Raw genomic sequence first — 17,904 nt, 5'->3', positions numbered from 1 at the left:
CCTCAGATCCCCACCGTGAAACTCTGGGTCCAGCTCTGCATCTCGTTCACGATGCCCGCCCACAGTCCCGTGACGAGCAGCAGGCCGGTCAGGATCAGCATGCCGCCGCCGATCCGCATCACCCATGCATAGTGCTTCTTCACCCAGCCGAAAGCACCGAGCGCCTTGCGGAACGCGATCGCGGCGAGGACGAAGGGCAGGCCGAGGCCGACACAGTAGACGGCCGTCAGCAGCGCGCCGCGCCCGGCGGTGGCCTGGTCGATGGAGAGCGTGTTGACGGCCGCGAGGGTGGGCCCCATGCAGGGGGTCCAGCCGACGCCGAAGAGCACCCCGAGCAGGGGTGCGCCGAGCAGGCCGGCCGTCGGCTTCTTGTGGAAGCGGAATTCCCGCATCGTCAGGCCCGGGATCGCGCCCATGAAGAAGAGGCCGAGGAGGATCACCAGGCCGCCCATGACCCGGGTGATGACCTCCTTGTGCTCCCCCTGGAAGACGTTGCCGAACTGGCCGAACAGCGCGCCCGTCGACACGAAGACGGCGGTGAAGCCGAGGACGAACAGGCTCGCCCCGGCCAGCATCCGGCCGCGCCGGGCCTCGGCGAGGTCGGCGCCGCTGACGCCGGTGACGTAGGAGAGGTAACCGGGGACGAGCGGGAGGACGCACGGGGAGAAGAACGAGATCAGCCCGGCGAACAGGGCGATCGGCAGGGCCAGCAGCAGCGCGCCGTTCAGGACCGTGGTGTTGACGCCGGTCGCCTCGGCGGCCAGCAGGAGGTGCGGATCCACGCGGTCACTGCTCCGCGAGGAGCGGGTCGATCATCGAGCGCAGCTGCTCCTCGTTGACCGCGACGAGGGTGCGGGCGGCGATCTTGCCCTCCTTGTCGAGGACGATCGTCGAGGGGATCGACTGCGCGTTGAGCGTGCCCTTCGGGAAGCGCAGCATCAGCTTGCCGTCCGGGTCGTAGAGGCTCGGGTAGGTGATCCCGAAGTTCTGCTCGAAGGCGGCCGCGTTCTGCTTGCTGTTGTCGCGGGTGTTGATGCCGACGAACGCGACGTCCTTGCCGGCGTCGGCCATCTCCTTGGAGACCTTCGCGAAGTAGGGGGCCTCGGCGCGGCACGGCGGGCACCAGGAACCCCACACGTTGAGGACGACGACCTTGCCCTTGAGGGTGGTGGTGTCGAGGTTCTTGCCCTCGACCGTCTCGCCGTCGAGCTTGGGGGCGTCGGTGCGCTCGCCCTTGGCGACGGTGGAGATGCCGCTGGGGCCCGTCACGTAGTTGCCGCCGGCGGAACCGGCGGACTGGCCGCCGCCCGAACCACCGCAGGCGGACAGGGTCAGGGCGCCCGCGAGGGTGATCGCGGTCAGCAGGACGGCGCGGCCGCTGGTCGAGCGGCGATGGGGTCGACGTGCACGCGCGCGGCTAAGGCTCATGTGAAAAGTTTCGCATGACCGATTTGCGGATCTTCCGCACCCCCCGACGGGGTCTTAAGCCCCTGGTCAGACCCCGGACTTCCCGGCAGGACCAGCCCCGCCGGCGAGGCGGGGGCGGGGTCGGGGGCGGAATCCGCGGCGGGGGCGGGGCGGGTGCGGGGCGGGGAGCGGCACCGCACGGCGGCACCCGTACCCCGTACCCCGGCCCCCGGCCCCGCGGCCGGCCCGACGCGGACGGCCCGACGCGGACGGCTACGCGCCGAAGGCCTTCGACTTCCCCTTCACCGGCTTCGCCCCCGCGAGGAGGTGTGCGGGGACGAGATCCCGCGCCGGCTCGCTGTACCCCACCGACACCAGCTTGTCGCCCTGGTACGTGAACGACGTCAGCGACGCCAGCGTGCACTGCCGCCGCCGCGGGTCGTGCCACAGCCGCCGCCGCTCCGCGAAGCTCCGTACGATCCAGATCGGCAGCTGGTGGCTCACCGCCACCGCCTCGTGCCCGCGTGCCGCGTCCCTCGCCGACTCGATGGCGCTCATCATCCGTACGACCTGGTCGACGTACGGCTCGCCCCACGACGGCCTGAACGGGTTCGTCAGGTGCTTCCAGTTGCCCGGCTTGCGCAGCGCGCCGTCGCCGACGCCGAAGGTCTTGCCCTCGAAGACGTTGCCCGCCTCGATCAGCCGGCGGTCGGTGGCCAGGTCCAGGCCGTGGACCTTCGCGATCGGCGCGGCCGTCTCCTGCGCCCGCTCCAGCGGAGAGGCCACCACGTAGGTGACGTCCCGCTCCTGGAGGTGCTCGGCGACGCGGTCGGCCATCTGCCGGCCCAGTTCGGAGAGGTGGTAGCCGGACCGGCGCCCGTACAGGACGCCCTCGGGGTTGTGCACCTCGCCGTGGCGCACCACGTGGACGACGGTGATGTCGCTCATGCGGTCGCCTCCGCGGCGGCGCGCGCGGCGGCCGGCAGCGCGGCGGCGATCCGCTCGACCGCACGCTCGTCGTGGGCCGTGGACACGAACCAGGACTCGAACGCCGACGGCGGCAGGTAGACGCCCTGCGACAGCATCGAGTGGAAGAACGCGTTGAAGCGGAACCCTTCCTGCGCCTTCGCGTCGTCGTAGTTGCGGACGGGGTCCGCGGTGAAGAACACCGAGAACATGTTGGACGCGGTCTGCAGCCGGTGCACCACGCCCTCCTTGCTCAGCGCCGCCGTGACCAGGCCCTGGATCTCCTTCGAGACCGCGTCGACCTTCTCGTACGCCGCCCCGTCCAGCAGCCGCAGCTGCGCGAGGCCGGCGGCGGTGGCGATCGGGTTCCCCGAGAGCGTGCCCGCCTGGTAGACCGGGCCCGCGGGGGCCAGGTACCCCATGACGTCCGCGCGGCCGCCGAAGGCCGCCGCCGGGAAGCCGCCGCCCATGACCTTGCCGAAGGTCATCAGGTCCGGCTTGACCCCGTCCACCCCGTACCAGCCGGCGCGGGAGGTGCGGAAACCGGTCATCACCTCGTCGGAGATGTACAGCGCGCCGTTCTCGCGGCACAGGTCGGCGAGTCCCTGGTTGAAGCCCTCGGCCGGGGTGACGACGCCCATGTTGCCGGGCGCGGCCTCGGTGATCACGCAGGCGATCTCGCCCGGGTGCGCGGCGAAGGCGGCCCGGACGGCGTCGAGGTCGTTGTAGGGGAGCACGATCGTGTCGCCGGCCTGCGCGCCCGTCACACCGGGGGTGTCCGGGAGGGCGAAGGTGGCCAGGCCGGAACCGGCGGCGGCCAGCAGCGCGTCGACGTGTCCGTGGTAGCAGCCGGCGAACTTGACGACCTTGGCGCGGCCGGTGAAGCCGCGGGCCAGCCGGATCGCCGACATGGTCGCCTCGGTGCCGGAGGACACCAGGCGCACCTGCTCGACGGGCTCGATGCGGGCGACGATCTCCTCCGCGAGGGCCACCTCGCCCTCGCCGGGCGTGCCGAAGGAGGTGCCGCGGGCGACGGCCGCCTGCACCGCCTCGATCACCTCGGGGTGGGAGTGGCCGAGGATCATCGGTCCCCACGAGCAGACCAGGTCGACGTACTCACGCCCGTCGGCATCGGTCAGGTAGGGACCGGTACCGGACACCATGAACCGGGGCGTACCGCCCACGGCACGGAAGGCGCGCACGGGAGAGTTCACGCCGCCGGGGGTCACGAGGGACGCGCGCTCGAAGAGCGTCTGCGAAACTGGGGCTTCATACGGGTACGGGTAGCTCACACCAGCCATGGTCTCAGAGGCCGCGACAGACTTGCGGAGGGGCGTTTCACCGCGCCGCCTCGGGGGAGGTCACTGCCATGATGATCAGGCTGCGTGGCGGGGGCCGCGGGGCCGGGGCAGGCAATACGTGTCGGGTGGAGATATGCAACGCGGTGGTGGACCGGGCGAGGGTACGGACGGCCTGGACCCGCAGCGCGCCCGCGAAGCCCGTGAAGCCCGCCGACGCGGCAAGCACCGGCGGCGCGCGGCCGAGGCCGCCGATCCCGTACCGGGGCCGTCGCGGGCTCAGGCGCCGGGCGGCGAGGACGACGCGGACGAGGCCGAGGGCCTGCCCAAGGGCCGCGGCATGGGAGTGACGTACAAGTACTTCGGGGCCCCCGACGGCGCCACGGCCGCCCGGGTGCCGCAGACGATGCGGCCCGAGGAGCTGGGCGGCGACGAACTCGGCATGGGCGGCATGTTCACCAAGATCAAGCCGGAGACCATGGCGGCGATGGTCCTGACCGGTATCGAGGGCATACCCCTGCACAAGGTGCCCCCGCTGGAGCTGGTCGTCCTGCACCCGGACTACGCGGTGGTCAAGCTGCCGATGACGGTGGTGGACCCGCTGCGCGGGGTGGGCGAGGAGTCGGTGGGCGCGGCCGCCTTCATCTGGTCGACGGTCCCCGACCGGGGCGGGCCGCGCGACGCGTTCAACGTCTACCAGCTGCTGCACGAGTGGCAGGACTTCTCCCACCGCCTCCACGAGAACGGACACCAGGCGTACTGCCTCGTCTGGCCGTGAGCGGGATGCCCCTGACGGGGGCATCCCGGCCGGGGTCCCTTCAGGCCGCCGCTTCGCGCGCGGCGGCGTTCCGCTGCCACTCGCGGCCGATCGCCCTGATCAGCGCCGGGTAGACGCCCAGGTACCGGAAGGGCTTGATGGCGGCCATGTAGGCGGCGCCGAACAGCCCGTTGGGCTTGACCAGGACGGCCATCTGGGCGCGGTGGCCGCCGAGGCCGTCCGCGACCCAGCCGATGTGCATGACGCCGTGCACGGTCTTGTTGCCCATCTCGGCGACCCACTCGTCGTGCGTGAGGTAGACCGAGGTGAAGGGGAGGCTCTCCAGGTCGGGTCCCCGCAGCCCGGCGGCGAGGTCGGCGGGCAGCCGCTCGCGCAGCGAGTCCACCCGCTTGCCGACGGCATCGCCCGGCTCGTCCCATCCCAGCAGGGCGCCGAGCTTCCAGCGGATGGCGAAGAGGATCCGGTACAGGGGGGAGGAGATGCCGGAGGCCTCGTCCCGGTCCTCGGCGAACTGGGCCACCAGCCACGCGAGGTCGTCCGGGCCGCCGGGTGTGGGCAGGGCCCACACGTCTTCGAGCCGGAAGTCGGGGGCGATCTCGTGGATGCGCCAGGGCCGGGAGGTGTGGGCGGTGCTGGGGAGTTTCATACGTGTGCCCCTCATCTATACGATGCCGTATAGATGAGATTAGGCCTGTCTATACGGCACCGTATAGATCATCGGCACGTGACGGGAGACACACCATGGCCACCGCCCGCACGCCCCGCGGCAAGTGGATCGAGGAAGGGCTGCGCGCCCTCGCCGCCGGCGGCCCGGACGCCGTACGGATCGAACCGCTCGCGCAGGCGCTCGGCGTCAGCAAGGGCGGCTTCTACGGGTACTTCCGCAACCGGGACGCACTGCTGGAGGAAATGCTCGACACCTGGGAGCACGAGGTCGCGGACGCGGTCATCGAGCGGATCGAGAGCGGCGGCGGGGACGCCCGGGCCAGGCTGGACCGGCTGTTCACCTTCGTCGCCGAGTCGGAGGACGGCCCGGTCCGGGGCACGGGCGTCGACCTGGCGGTCCGCGACTGGGCCCGGCGGGACCCGGCCGTCGCGGCCCGGCTGCGGCGCGTCGACAACCGGCGGATGGACTACCTGCGCGGGCTGTTCGGGGCGTTCTGCCCCGACCCGGACGACGTGGAGGTCCGCTGCCTGCTGGTCTTCTCGCTGCGGATCGGGAGCCGCTACCTCGCGGTCGACCACGGCGGCCGCAGCCACGCCGAGATGATGAGCCTGACGCGCCACTGGCTCCTCCGCGAACCCCCCGCCCCCCAGAACCTCCACCCCTGACCCCGACCGGGGCGCCCCGCGCCCGGCCCCGGCGGCGGTGGCGGCGGGCCCCGGCGGCAGGCCCGGCGCGGGGCGGGGCGGGGCCGGGCGGACGGAGGCGAACGGCGCCTCAGGACAGGGTCAGGACCACGCGGCCGCGGGTGCCGGGCGCGGCCAGGGCCTCGTGGGCCCTGACGGCCTCCGCCAGGGGGAACGTCTCCGCCACCCGCAGCGACAGCTCCCCCGCGTCGACCAGCCCCGAAAGCCTCCCCAGCAGCGCGCCGTCCGGCGCGACCTCCTGCTCCGCCACCCGGACGCCCCGCTCGGCGGCCGGCGCCGCGCCCGGGATGAGGCCGACGTACGCCCCGCCGTCGCGGACGAAGCCCAGCGCCGTCTCCCCGATCACCGCCGCGTCCAGGACCCCGTCCACCGGCCCGGCGGGTGCCTCCCCCCGCGCCACGAACTCCGCCGCGCCCAGGGAGCGCACGTACTCCTCGTCCCCCGCGCCCGCCAGCGCCGTCACCACCAGCCCCGCCCGGGCGGCCAGCTGGACCGCGAGCCCGCCGACCACCCCGGCCGCGCCGGTGATCAGCACCGAGTCGCCCGGGGCGAGCCCCAGCAGGTCCAGCGCGCGGGCCGCCGTCAGGCCGCTCAGCGGCAGCGCCGCCGCGGCCGCGTCGTCCACCGACTCGGGGGCCGCCGCCACCGCCGAGGCGTCGAGCACCACGTACTCCGCGTGCGTACCGAGCGGCTTGACCGGGCCGTAGTGCAGCCCGACCACCCGGCGGCCCTCCGTCCAGCCGTCCACGCCGGCGCCGACCGCGTCGATCTCGCCCGCCACGTCCCAGCCGAGCCCGAGCCGCTGCCCGGCCCCGCCGAAGACGCCCGCGCGGACGGCGCCGTCGACCGGGTTCAGCCCGGCGGCCCGGACGCGGATCCGGATCTGTCCGGCCGCCGGCCGCGGCACCTCCACCTCGGCCAGCTCCACCCGCTCCGGCCCGCCGAAGGCGCTGACGACCGCTGCCCGCATGGTCCGGATCCGCTGCTCGCTCATGGTCTCTCCCCGTTTCGTCCGTGCTCGTTCGGGCGTTCCCGATGACCACTAACTTATGGAGAGGTACTCTCTTTTCGTAAGTACGCACTCCGGAGTGCGTACCCGACCCGGAAGTGGGCACCCATGGCCACCCGCACCGCCGCCGCCCGCCGCGAGGAGGCCCGCGCCGCCTACGACGCCTTCGTCAAGGACTGCCCCACCAGCCAGCTCCTCGCCCGCATCAGCGACAAGTGGGTCGGCCTCGTCCTCAGCGCCCTCGGCGAAGCCGAGCAGGGCTCCCTGCGCTACAGCGAACTCGGCCGCAAGATCCCCGGCGTGAGCCAGAAGATGCTGACCCAGACCCTCCGCTCCCTCGAACGCGACGGCATCGTCACCCGCACCGTCACCCCGACCGTCCCCGTCCGCGTCGACTACCGCCTCACCGAACTCGGCGACAGCCTCGGCTGCCTCCTCTCCTCCGTCAAGCAGTGGGCGGAGAACCACTTCGACGAGGTCAGCGCCCACCGCCGGACCTACGACGAGGCCACCGCCACCGCCTGAACCCGCTCCCTAATTCGGCCGCGCCGCAGCCGCCCCTGATGGCATGCTGGGACCGTGAACGGTCCCGGCATCCACCTCACCCTCGCCCCCGAACTGCGCCTCTTCGCCCCGCCCAGCCGGCGCGTGGACCGCGTACCGACCGCCACCGACGGCGCCTCCAGCATCGGACACGTCGTCGAATCCGCCGGCGTCCCCCTCACCGAGGTGGGCCGGCTCCTCGTGGACGGCCAAGAGGTCCCCGTCTCATACGTGCCCCAAGCCGGCCAGTCGGTAGAGGTGTTCGGCGTGGACCGGCCCCAGCGGGTAACCGGCGCCCCGCTGCGCTTCCTCCTCGACGTCCACCTCGGCACCCTCGCCCGCCGCCTGCGCCTGCTCGGCGTCGACGCCGCCTACGAAAACGAGGACATCGGCGACCCCGCCCTCGCCACCCGCTCGGCCGCCGAACAGCGCGTCCTGCTCTCCCGCGACCGCGGCCTGCTGCGCCGCCGTGAGATCTTCGCCGGGGCGTACGTCTACAGCGACAACCCCGACGACCAACTCCGCGACGTCCTCGGCCGGTTCGCCCCCGAGCTCGCACCCTGGACCCGCTGCACCGCCTGCAACGGCTCCCTGGAAGAGGCCGACAAGGACAGCGTGGGCGACCGGCTGGAGCACGGCACGCAGCGCTCGTACGACGTCTTCGCGCAGTGCACCGACTGCGAGCGCGTCTACTGGCGCGGCGCCCACCACTCCCGCCTGGAGCGGATCGTCGACGACGCCCTGGCCGAATTCGGCAACGGCGCCACCGTTTGACCCGCCGGTGGCGGCCCCCGGCTGGCAGACTCCCAGGACATGACTGCCGCCGAGGAAACCACCGGCACCACCGACCTCTTCGACGTGGCCGTCGTCGGCGCCGGGCCCACCGGGCTCCTGCTCGCCGGCGACCTCGCCGCCACCGGACTGTCCGTCACCCTCCTGGAAAAACGGCCTCGCACGGCCGCCAACCTCACCCGCGCCTTCGCCGTGCACGCCCGCACCCTCGAACTGCTCGACGCCCGCGGCCTCGCCGACGAACTCGTCTCCACCGGCCGGCGGATCGACCGGCTGCGCCCCTTCGGTGGCATGGCACTCTCCCTCCAACGACTCTGTTCCCGCTACCCCTTCGTGCTCATCACTCCTCAATATGAGACAGAGAAACTGCTGGAACGCCGTGCGTTGTCCACAGGGGTGGACATCCAATACGACTGTCAGGTCACGGGCCTCCGTCAGGACCACGAGACCGTCACCCTCGACGTCCGGACCACGACCACCGCCGCCACCGCCAGCGGCCACCACGCCAGCGACAGCGGCAGCAGCAGCGGCAGCGGCAGCGGCAGCGGCAGCGGCAGCGGCACAGGAGGCACGCACCGCCCCGCCCGCCAGATCCACGCGCGCCACGTTGTCGGCGCCGACGGCGTCCGCTCCACCGTCCGCGACCGCCTCGGCCTCCCCTTCCCCGGCCAGGCCGTCGTCCGCTCCATGGTCCTGGCCGACGTCCGCCTCACCGACCCGCCCGCCGGCACCCTCACCGCCAACGGCACCGCCGAGGCCTTCGCCTTCCTCGTCCCCTTCGGCGACGGCTACCACCGCGCCATCGCCTGGAGCCCCGCGTCCCACGCCGCCGACACCGACCCCGTCGGCCTCGACGAACTGCGCGAGCTGACCCGCGCCGCGCTCGGCAGCGACCACGGCATGCACGACCCCCGCTGGATGTCCCGCTTCCACAGCGACGAACGCCAGGTCCCCCACTACCGGGTCGGCCGCGTCTTCCTCGCCGGCGACGCCGCCCACGTCCACTCCCCCGCCGGCGGCCTCGGCATGAACACCGGACTCCAGGACGCCGCCAACCTCTCCTGGAAACTCGCCGCCGTCCTCCACGGCCAGGCCCCCGACCCCGAGGCCCTCCTCGACAGCTACCACCGCGAACGCCACCCCGTCGGACGCCTCGTCCTGCGCATCAGCGGCGCCCTCGTCCGCACCGTCATCACCCGCAGCCCCGCCGTACGCACCGCCCGCCGCCTCGGCGCCGGGCTCCTCGCCCGGCTCGGCCCCGCCCAGGACCGCGCGCTCGGCCTGGTCACCGGCATCGGCATCGCCTACCCGCCACCGCCCGGCACCCGCCGCCCCACCCCCGCCGGACGCCGCGCCCCCGACGTCCCCCTCGCCGACGGGACCCGGCTGTACGAGGCCCTGCGCGCCGGCTGCTTCGTCCTCATCACCCCGCCCGGCGCGGCCACCCCGCCCGGAGCCCCCCTCGCGCACCACTTCTGGGCCACGGAAGGATGTACCGCCCGCGTCCTGATCCGCCCCGACGGCTACGTCGCCTGGAGCGCGCCCCGGGCCGACGACGCCTCGACCGCCTCGGCCGTGGCCCGCTGGATCCTCCCGGGAAGCCCCGCCCGCAAGACGTGACGGCGCGGGGGGGCGTAGGCGGGGGGCGGGGCGGCGCCCGCCCCCAGGCCGTTCAGAAGGCGTAGGAGTCGCCCGTGTCCAGCGCCAGCACCACGTGCTCGTCGTTGGCGTGGTTGCGGTCGGCCGTACCCCCGTCCCACAGCGTGTCGATCCGCACCGCGACCTCCGCCGGACGCTCCCGCAGCCCCAGCAGCAGCGCGATGTGCCGTCCCCGGCCGTGCCCCGGCAACGGACCCGTCTCGCACACCACCTCGCGGCGGCCCACCCGGGCACACCCCTGGGACAGCTCGTGCCCGTCGGCGAGGTCCGACGACAGCCGCACCCGCACCGTCGCGTTCGGCACCTCCGCCGCCCCCTCGTTCTGCGCCACCATCCACAGCTTCAGCTGCCCCCGGGCCAGCTGGACCCGCCCGTGATAGGCCACGTCGGCCTCCTCGGCCAGGCCGGACCGGGCATCGGCCGGCCCCGCCCCGCACAGCACCAGCAAGCCCGCCACCACCACACTCCGTACGGCACCACGGCGCACCGCCACCACCTCCTCGCGCGGACGGTAACCACCCCGCCCACCCGCCGATCGGACCATCACACGAATGAGGGCGCGCCGTCCGCCATTCGCCCGCCGCCCCCAGGCCGGCACCCACCCCGGCCCCGCCGCCCCCATAGGCTTCCGGCCACGCCGGTCGCCCGCTCCGCCGCCCTTTTCCCCCTCGCCGCCTACGGCGGGGTCCTCATCGCCGGATCCCTGGCCTGGGGCGCCGCCGCCGACGGCTACCGGCCCGACCGCTGGGACGTCACCGGCGCACCCGTCCGCCTCGCCGGGATGGCCGTGATCATGTACGCGCCGCGCCGCTGACCCGGCCTATGCTGGCGGAGATTCGCCCGTACGAACGACCGAACCGGCGGGCGGACCCCGCGACGACCGCGCACACCGCGGCCCGCGGCCACCGCGCCCCCGCGACCCCGCGACCCCACGAGGAGCCCCGCCCATGAGCACGCGCCCGGCCACCCGAACCGCCGTAGTCACCGGCGCGAGCAGCGGAATCGGCGCGGCCACCGCCCGGCAGCTCGCCTCGGCCGGCTACCACGTCGTCCTCACCGCCCGCCGCAAGGACCGCATCGAGGCCCTCGCCGCCGAGATCACCGAAGCCGGCCACGAGGCCACCGCCCACGCCCTCGACGTCACCGACCGCCCCGCCGTCGACGCCTTCGCCGCCTCCCTGGAACGCTGCGACGTACTCGTCAACAACGCCGGCGGCGCCATCGGCGCCGAACCCGTCGCCACCGGCGACCCGGCCGACTGGCGCACGATGTACGAGGTCAACGTCATCGGCACCCTCAACCTCACCCAGGCGCTGCTGCCCGCCCTGATCGCCTCCGGCGACGGCACGGTCGTCGTGCTCTCCTCCACCGCCGGCCACGCCACCTACGAGGGCGGCGCCGGCTACGTCGCCGCCAAGAACGGCGCCCGCGTCCTCGCCGAGACCCTGCGCCTGGAGATCGTCGGACAGCCCGTCCGCGTCATCGAGATCGCCCCCGGCATGGTCAAGACCGAGGAGTTCGCGAAGACCCGCTTCCGCGGCGACGCCGCCAAGGCCGAGAAGGTCTACGAGGGCGTCGCGCACCCCCTCTCCGCCGACGACGTGGCCGACACGATCACCTGGGCGGTGACGCGCCCCAGCCACGTCAACATCGACCTGCTGGTGGTCCGCCCCCGCGCCCAGGCCTCGAACACGAAGGTCCACCGCGAGGCGTAGGCCCCGCGGCGCTACGGCACCAGTCCGGCGCTCTTCAGGTGCGGCATCAGGGCCGCCGGCTTCAGCCCGGCGGCCCTCGCCGCGTCCAGGGCCCGCCGCAGGTCCGCCGCCAGCGTCGGCGTGAAGTGCAGCAGCACGATGTCCCCCGCCTTGAGCTGCGGCGTGGGCGGGGTCTGGCCCCAGGTGGTGAAGTCGTGCGTCCAGGTGACCAACGCCTTCACCCCGCAGGCCTTCGCCGCGAGCCGCACGTCGTCGTCGACCGCCCCGTAGGGCGGCCGCAGCAGCTTGGGCGTCCTCCCGAACGTCGCGGCCAGCTGCTCCCCGGCCCCGCACACCTCGGCGTCCTTCCCGGCGGCGTCGAGGGTGGTCAGGTCGGGGTGGTTGACGGTGTGGTTCTCCACACCGACCCGGCCCTGGCCGACCAGGTCGGTGAAGTACGAGGTGTCGTACGAGGTCGCCCCGGGCAGCAGGAACAGCGACGCCGGCACCCGCTTCTCGGTCAGGATCCGGGCGGCCTCCGGATCGTGGTTCCAGCCGTCGTCGATGGTGATGAAGACGACCTTCTCCTGGGTCGGCACGTGCGACACGACGGGCGGCAACCCCACCCCGGCCTGCGCGGACCCGGCGGCCCCGAGGGCGAGCGACAACGACGCGAGCGCGGCGACAAGAACACGAGTTCTCCACATGCCGCACACCTTGGTCTAGACCAGCTGGTCCGTCAATCCCCCGCCCCCAAGCGGAAGTTGAACCCCCGCTCCCGGCTCAGGCCGTACGCACGAATCGGCGCGCATCCCCAGCGACCCCAGCGGCCCCAGCGGCCCCAGCGGCCCCAGCGACCCCAGCGACCCCAGCGGCCCCGACGACTTCGCGGTTCCCGACTCCGTACTCGTGGAGGCCGGGGGTGAGACCGACCTCCGCCGATCGGCCCCATTTGTGACACCGATCTGATGATCAGACCTCGCGCCTCCCGTGGCCCGGCGACCGGAGGCCGAACCATGCGGGTCAGAGGCCGCGAACGCCTCCAGGTCAGACCCCCGGTTCCCACGAGGAGCACCACACATGAGTCCTGAGACAAGGACACCGACCCACATGGGCCCGATGCCGCGGCAGAGCAAGTGGCTCGCCGGCGGCGCGGTGGCGACGATGGCCATCGCGATGCTGGGCCTCGCCACCCCCGCACAGGCGGACACCGGCGCACCGCAGGCGACCACGGCCGCGGTGCAGTCCGGCAGCGACTGCAAGGGCAAGGGCAAGGAAAAGGACAACGACGACTACGAGCCCGAGGTCAAGGGCGGGAGCAGCTCCCAGAAGGACAAGTGCGAAGGGAAGGTCGGCCCGCCCGGACCCCCCGGAGCCCCCGGCGCCCCCGGCCTGAACGGCCGCGACGGCCGCGACGGCCGTGACGGCCAGCCCGGCACCCCCGGCGCACCCGGCGCTCCGGGCGCCCCCGGCGCCCCCGGGGTGTGCGCCGGCATCTCCACCTCGTGGGACGAGGCGGAGGTCAAGTACAAGGCCGTCCTGTCCAACGGCATCGTGTACGCGGGTGTCTACGACTTCAACGCGCCGAACCCGGTCACCCCCGCCTACACCTGGTACAACCTCACCACCGGCTCCACGAACTTCCCGCCCAACCCCTGTGGTGTCACGATCGCGGAGACCGCCAACCGCGTCATCGTCGAGGTGCTCACCACCGCCGGAACCGTCTTCGAAACCGAATGCGCCGTGAACCGGGGCGAGCCGGACCTGCTCGAATGCCCCAGCCCCGTCGTCTGGACCCCTGCGGTCCCCCAGCCGGGAGCACCCCCGGCGCCGCCGGTCAACCGGAGCGCCATGCTGCAGCCGAGCCACGTCGGGTCGGACTTCGACAAGGGCCTCACCAAGGTCGGCTAGCCCCCCTGCCCCTGGCGCCCCGCCGAACCACACGCTCGTGCCGTGCCCGGATCCCTCCGGGCACGGCACAAGTGCGTCAGGACCCCTCCGCCAACCGCCGCCTGTCCTCCACCCGGAAGGCCCGCTCGGAGCGAGACATTCCGCCACACGTTCGAGTGAAGCCCACACGGACAGGCCGGAACCAGCCAAAGCCACACCTACGTTCGGTGACAACACAAGCGGCCCCCGGCCGGGATGGCAGTCCCAGCCGAGGGCCTCACCGACAAGGAAAAAGGACTTCCTCATGGCTGGACAGGACCCTAGCGCCCCTGTGCGCTTCATGGACCTACAGGACCCCCGCTACGCCTACATGTTCGGCTTCCTCCAAGCCGACGGGCACCTGGCGCAGGCCCGGGGCAAGAAGGGACACCTCGTCACCGAGCTCAACGTGCGAGACATCCACATCCTCCGCGAGTTCCAGCAGCTCACGCCGTACTACAGCTCCATCACCGAACGGGTCCGCAGCACGAACTTCGCCGAGACGGCCCATTCTGCGATCTGGTCCGTCTACTCACTGGAAGCACGGACGATCGTCAACGAGCTCGGCATCCCCTACGGCAAGAAGTCCTTCATCATCAAGCCGCCCCGAACGGACTTCTCACGTCCCGACTACCTCCGCGGAATCATCGACGCGGACGGGTCCCTCGGCTGGACCGCCCAGGGATTCCCCTTCCTCTCGCTGACATCGGCCAGCACGGCGATCGCCGCCTACCTGTGTCACTACGGGAAGAAGATCACGGGGACGGCCCGCACCATCTCCCGCAACACCCGCGACGGCGTCTACAACGTCTGCTACTACAAGGAAGCGGCACAGCAACTGGCTGCGCACTTCTACTACGACGGCTGCCTGGCCCTTGCCCACAAGCAGGCGAAGGCCGACGCGATCCAGACCTGGCAACGCCCCGTCGACATGAAGGTCGCCCCGCCGCGACGCCGGTGGACCACACAGGACGACCTGGAACTGATCCGCCTTGACGACCCGGCCGCAGCCGCCAGGACCCTGAATCGGACCGAGCAGAGCTGCGCCATGCGCCTCTGGCGCATCCGCAGCGGGCAGGTCGTCGTCCCGCAGTAACAGACCCGCAGCAGGAGAGGGGCGCCGCACGTGCGGCGCCCCTCTCGCGTTCAGCCCTTCACGCAGACGACGGCCTTGAGCTTCGCCACGACCTGCACCAGGTCCGTCTGCTGGTCGATGACCTGCTCGATCGACTTGTACGCGCCCGGGATCTCGTCCACGATGCCGGAGTCCTTACGGCACTCCACACCCTGGGTCTGCTCGGCCAGGTCGCGCGCCGAGAAGCGCTTCTTCGCCGCCGTCCGGCTCATCTTCCGGCCCGCCCCGTGCGAGGCGGAATTGAACGACTTCTCGTTCCCGAGCCCCTTCACGATGTACGAGCCCGTGCCCATCGAGCCCGGGATGATCCCGTAGTCACCGCTGCCGGCGCGGATCGCGCCCTTCCGGGTGACCAGCAGGTCCATGCCGTCGTACCGCTCCTCCGCCACGTAGTTGTGGTGGCAGCTGATCTCCCGCTCGAAGGAGACCTTCGCCTTCCGGAACTCCTTGCGGACGACCTCCTTGAGCAGGCCCATCATCGCCGCACGGTTGTACTTCGCGTACTCCTGCGCCCAGAAGAGGTCGCTGCGGTACGCGTCCATCTCCGGGGTCGCCGCGAGGAAGACCGCCAGGTCCCGGTCGACCAGGTTCTGGTTGTGCGACAGACCCCGTGCCACGCCGATGTGATGCGCGGCGAGCTCGTTGCCGATGCCGCGGGAGCCGGAGTGCAGCATCAGCCAGACCGCACCCGATTCATCAGTTGAAACTTCAACGAAGTGGTTGCCGGAGCCTAGCGTTCCGGTTTGCCGCAGCGCCCGGTCCCGCCGGAACTTGACCTCGTCCGCGAGGTAGTCGAAGCGCTCCCACAGGTCCGCGTATCCCGTCTCCGGGAACCCGTACAGCCGGGACGGGTCCACCGGTTCCCGGTGCATCCCCGCACCCACCGGGATCGCCTGCTCGATGCGCGAGCGCAGCTTCGACAGGTCCCCCGGGAGGTCGTTCGCCGTCAGCGACGTCTTGACCGCCGACATGCCGCAGCCGATGTCCACGCCGACCGCCGCCGGGCAGACCGCGTCCTTCATCGCGATCACCGAGCCGACCGTGGCGCCCTTGCCGTAGTGGACGTCGGGCATCACCGCCAGGCCCTTGATCCAGGGCAGCCCGGCCGTGTTCTGGAGCTGCCGCATCGCGCTGTCCTCGACGGACGCCGGATCCGCCCACATCCTGATCGGAACCGTCGCCCCGGGTACCTCTACATACGACATAAGACAACGATCCCCTGAAATCCGCAGAAAAGTATGAATACGCGAAAAGCCGCGCTCATCACCCCAAAGCAGACAGGGAACCGGCGCCGGCACGTGCGTGTGCGATAGACATTGTGTCCATCCGTGCCCGAGTCGCGGCAACGGATTTTCCCGAGGGAGCCAAGGGGAGCCAGTGGACGTGGACCGAATGCCGCTACGCCGGACGCCGGTGCGCCGCAGAGTCCTGCCGGGCATCGCGGTGCTCACCGCGCTCGTGGCGGGCGCGACCGGGTGCACCGACGGCAACGGCATCGGGGCCAGCGACCAGAAGAACGGCGGGAGCACCGTCGCGCCCGCGCAGCCTGGCAAGTACCGCAGCCTGCCGCAACCCTGCAAGGCCGCCGATCCCAAGCGGCTCAAGGCCATGCTCCCGGCCGCCGACTCCCTCACCACCGAACAGCGCGACCGGCTCTACGCCGGGACCGCGGACGCCTCGTACGACGGGGACCGGCACGTCGGCTGCCGCTGGAGCGCGCAGACCCCCGAGGGGAACATGCTGCTGTCCGTCACCTTCGAGCGCGTGGTCTCGTACGACCGTGCCACGACGAGCGACGACGACAAGGCGCGGCAGGTGTACGTGCGCCGGCTGACCGACGCGAAGCTGCCCTTCCCCGGACCCACGGGTAGCCCGGCCCCCGGCGCCCCGGCCCCCGGCGCCGCACCGAGCGCCGGTGTCGGTAACGGTACGAATACGAGTACGAGCCCCGGCGCGCCTCCCGCCGCCACCCCCGGCGGCAGCACCGCGCCCTCCCCGGCGGCCTCCGCTTCCGGTTCCGCTTCGCCGTCCGCGCCGGCCTCTCCGGCCGCCCCGCCCGAGCTCGGCTCGCGCGTCCTGGAGGGGCTCGGGAGCGAGGCCTTCCTCGACGACGAGCTCAGCGCGGCCGGCGCCACCGCCGCTCAGGCCCGGACCGTACGGATCGTGTTCCGGACCTCGAACGTCCTCGTCACCGTCGAGTACAGCGTCCAGCCGTCCGGGCCGGGCACGGTCCCGCCGAGTGCGGAAACGCAGGAGAAGGCGCGCCAGTTGGCGCAGGCCCTGGCCGAGCGTTTCAGTGAGTGACCGCGCTCCCGCGAGGGGGCGCGCACGCCCTGCGTGACGGCGCGCACAGCAGGCGGGCGCCCGATCGGGCTACCGTTGCTCGGGTCCAGCGCCCGTAACGCGCCCCGCAGAAGACCCCACGTCTGCCCAACGTCTGAAGGAACCATGCACCGATCAGCCTCGCGCCTCACCCGCGTTCTCGCCTGCGCAGCCGTCCCGGTGATCCTCACCGTCGCCGGCTGCTCGTCCGACTCGGGCAAGTCCTCCGGCGGCACGGACTCCGGCAAGAAGTCCGATTCCGCCGCTTCGTCCGCCAAGCCGAGCGCGAAGGCCTCGGCCCCGCTGGAGAAGGTGACCTTCGCGAAGCTGCCCGATCCGTGCAAGGCGCTGGCCGGCAAGACGATCGAGACCCTCGTCCCCGAGGCGAAGGACAAGAACGGCACCGCGGCCAAGTCGAACGACCTGTCCAACCGCGCCAGCTGCTCCTGGAACGGACTCAAGACGGACGGCGCGAAGGGCTCGCAGTACCGCTGGCTCTCCATCTCCCTGGTCCGCTACGACTCGCACGCCTCCCTCGGCAGCGGCAACAAGCGCGCGGAGGACCAGTACAACAAGCAGATCGAGCTGGCGAAGGCCTCCGAGGGCGCGCACGACGTCAAGGCCGAGCAGGCCGGCGGGATCGGCGACCAGGCCACGTCCGTGGTCTACGGCGTGAAGAAGGACGTCGAGTTCCTCAACAACTCCGTGATCGTCCGCACCCAGAACGTGGTGGTCACCCTCGACTACAACGGTGCGGCCTACGAGGGCGCCGGTGCCCCCGACCAGGGCAAGCTGCTCCAGGACGCGATCACCGCGGCCAAGGAGACGGTGGCGTCGGTCGGCTCCGCCAACACCGGTGAGGGTGCGGCTCCGTCGGGTTCCGGTTCGCCTTCCGCTTCTGCGTCGGGTTCGTCCGAGCAGTAGCCCCGACGACAAGTGGGGGCCTAGGGCACGGGTGACGCGCAGTCACCCGTACGCTGTGCCTGCCGTAGCTCGACAAG

At 72.3% G+C, this 17,904-nt stretch carries 20 protein-coding genes; 11 read left to right on the top strand and 9 right to left on the bottom strand.

Annotation, left to right across the window (positions count from 1 at the left end; all coding sequences use genetic code 11):
* Positions 1-2 precede the first annotated feature (2 nt).
* From AC069X_RS10460 to hemL, 4 genes are all read right to left on the bottom strand, one after another.
* Positions 3-782: a cytochrome c biogenesis CcdA family protein gene (locus tag AC069X_RS10460; protein WP_478727119.1), complete on the bottom strand. Its 780-nt coding sequence runs from the start codon at positions 780-782 to the stop codon at positions 3-5.
* A gap of 4 nt (positions 783-786) precedes the next feature.
* The gene (locus AC069X_RS10455; RefSeq protein WP_478727117.1) at positions 787-1,428 is read right to left on the bottom strand and encodes a TlpA family protein disulfide reductase; all 642 of its coding nucleotides are present in this window, start codon (positions 1,426-1,428) and stop codon (positions 787-789) included.
* 252 nt (positions 1,429-1,680) lie between these two features.
* The gene (locus AC069X_RS10450; RefSeq protein WP_478727115.1) at positions 1,681-2,355 is read right to left on the bottom strand and encodes a histidine phosphatase family protein; all 675 of its coding nucleotides are present in this window, start codon (positions 2,353-2,355) and stop codon (positions 1,681-1,683) included.
* Positions 2,352-3,674, bottom strand: coding sequence for a glutamate-1-semialdehyde 2,1-aminomutase (hemL, locus tag AC069X_RS10445; protein ID WP_478727113.1), 1,323 nt, complete (start codon positions 3,672-3,674; stop codon positions 2,352-2,354). Before hemL ends, AC069X_RS10450 begins: the two co-directional genes overlap by 4 nt.
* Before the next feature lie 337 nt (positions 3,675-4,011).
* Here hemL and AC069X_RS10440 point away from each other — a divergent pair, with 337 nt between their 5' ends.
* On the top strand, positions 4,012-4,449 hold the full coding sequence (locus tag AC069X_RS10440) for a hypothetical protein (RefSeq protein WP_007264729.1): 438 nt from the start codon (positions 4,012-4,014) through the stop codon (positions 4,447-4,449).
* A gap of 40 nt (positions 4,450-4,489) precedes the next feature.
* On the opposite strand, the gene AC069X_RS10435 is transcribed toward AC069X_RS10440, so the two are convergent.
* The gene (locus AC069X_RS10435) at positions 4,490-5,095 is read right to left on the bottom strand and encodes a DUF2867 domain-containing protein (RefSeq protein ID WP_478727111.1); all 606 of its coding nucleotides are present in this window, start codon (positions 5,093-5,095) and stop codon (positions 4,490-4,492) included.
* Between the two features lie 95 nt (positions 5,096-5,190).
* Between AC069X_RS10435 and AC069X_RS10430 the strand changes: the two genes are divergently transcribed.
* Positions 5,191-5,781 carry a TetR/AcrR family transcriptional regulator gene (locus AC069X_RS10430; RefSeq protein WP_478727110.1) on the top strand — a complete coding sequence of 197 codons (591 nt, stop codon included), beginning with the start codon at positions 5,191-5,193 and terminating at the stop codon, positions 5,779-5,781.
* Positions 5,782-5,890: 109 nt separating this feature from the next.
* Here AC069X_RS10430 and AC069X_RS10425 read toward each other — a convergent pair whose 3' ends face one another.
* A complete protein-coding gene (locus tag AC069X_RS10425) occupies positions 5,891-6,790 on the bottom strand; it encodes an NADP-dependent oxidoreductase (protein ID WP_478727574.1) in 900 nt (299 codons plus the stop codon).
* Between the two features lie 147 nt (positions 6,791-6,937).
* Between AC069X_RS10425 and AC069X_RS10420 the strand changes: the two genes are divergently transcribed.
* From AC069X_RS10420 to AC069X_RS10410, 3 genes are read left to right on the top strand one after another with little or no spacing between them, the layout of a single operon-like run.
* On the top strand, positions 6,938-7,354 hold the full coding sequence (locus tag AC069X_RS10420) for a winged helix-turn-helix transcriptional regulator (protein ID WP_478727108.1): 417 nt from the start codon (positions 6,938-6,940) through the stop codon (positions 7,352-7,354).
* 54 nt (positions 7,355-7,408) lie between these two features.
* Complete coding sequence (locus AC069X_RS10415) at positions 7,409-8,146, top strand: Mut7-C RNAse domain-containing protein (RefSeq protein WP_478727107.1); 738 nt, start codon at positions 7,409-7,411, stop codon at positions 8,144-8,146.
* Between the two features lie 39 nt (positions 8,147-8,185).
* Positions 8,186-9,784, top strand: a complete 1,599-nt coding sequence (locus AC069X_RS10410) for an FAD-dependent monooxygenase (protein ID WP_478727105.1) — start codon at positions 8,186-8,188, stop codon at positions 9,782-9,784.
* A 52-nt stretch (positions 9,785-9,836) separates the two neighbouring features.
* Here AC069X_RS10410 and AC069X_RS10405 read toward each other — a convergent pair whose 3' ends face one another.
* Complete coding sequence (locus AC069X_RS10405; protein WP_478727104.1) at positions 9,837-10,208, bottom strand: hypothetical protein; 372 nt, start codon at positions 10,206-10,208, stop codon at positions 9,837-9,839.
* On the opposite strand from AC069X_RS10405, the gene AC069X_RS10400 reads away from it, so the two are divergent.
* Together AC069X_RS10400 and AC069X_RS10395 are read left to right on the top strand one after the other, a co-directional pair.
* On the top strand, positions 10,197-10,637 hold the full coding sequence (locus AC069X_RS10400; protein ID WP_478727102.1) for a YnfA family protein: 441 nt from the start codon (positions 10,197-10,199) through the stop codon (positions 10,635-10,637). The two genes, AC069X_RS10405 and AC069X_RS10400, sit on opposite strands and share 12 nt — an antisense overlap.
* Before the next feature lie 133 nt (positions 10,638-10,770).
* Entirely contained in the window at positions 10,771-11,538 is a 768-nt protein-coding gene (locus tag AC069X_RS10395) for an SDR family NAD(P)-dependent oxidoreductase (protein ID WP_478727100.1), read from the top strand.
* Between the two features lie 11 nt (positions 11,539-11,549).
* Here AC069X_RS10395 and AC069X_RS10390 read toward each other — a convergent pair whose 3' ends face one another.
* Positions 11,550-12,224 (bottom strand): polysaccharide deacetylase family protein, encoded by a 675-nt coding sequence (locus AC069X_RS10390; protein WP_478727098.1) that lies wholly within the window; start codon positions 12,222-12,224, stop codon positions 11,550-11,552.
* Positions 12,225-12,597: 373 nt separating this feature from the next.
* Between AC069X_RS10390 and AC069X_RS10385 the strand changes: the two genes are divergently transcribed.
* Entirely contained in the window at positions 12,598-13,428 is an 831-nt protein-coding gene (locus AC069X_RS10385; RefSeq protein WP_478727096.1) for a hypothetical protein, read from the top strand.
* Between the two features lie 319 nt (positions 13,429-13,747).
* Entirely contained in the window at positions 13,748-14,542 is a 795-nt protein-coding gene (locus AC069X_RS10380; protein ID WP_478727094.1) for a hypothetical protein, read from the top strand.
* A 50-nt stretch (positions 14,543-14,592) separates the two neighbouring features.
* Here AC069X_RS10380 and AC069X_RS10375 read toward each other — a convergent pair whose 3' ends face one another.
* Positions 14,593-15,786: an RtcB family protein gene (locus tag AC069X_RS10375; RefSeq protein WP_478727092.1), complete on the bottom strand. Its 1,194-nt coding sequence runs from the start codon at positions 15,784-15,786 to the stop codon at positions 14,593-14,595.
* Positions 15,787-15,994: 208 nt separating this feature from the next.
* Between AC069X_RS10375 and AC069X_RS10370 the strand changes: the two genes are divergently transcribed.
* The gene (locus AC069X_RS10370; RefSeq protein ID WP_478727090.1) at positions 15,995-16,885 is read left to right on the top strand and encodes a DUF3558 domain-containing protein; all 891 of its coding nucleotides are present in this window, start codon (positions 15,995-15,997) and stop codon (positions 16,883-16,885) included.
* Positions 16,886-17,029: 144 nt separating this feature from the next.
* The gene (locus AC069X_RS10365) at positions 17,030-17,827 is read left to right on the top strand and encodes a DUF3558 family protein (RefSeq protein WP_478727088.1); all 798 of its coding nucleotides are present in this window, start codon (positions 17,030-17,032) and stop codon (positions 17,825-17,827) included.
* Positions 17,828-17,904 lie beyond the last annotated feature (77 nt).

It is taken from the genome of Streptomyces sp. NPDC043896, assembly GCF_056435605.1.
This window is presented reverse-complemented; position numbering and strand designations above follow the sequence as displayed.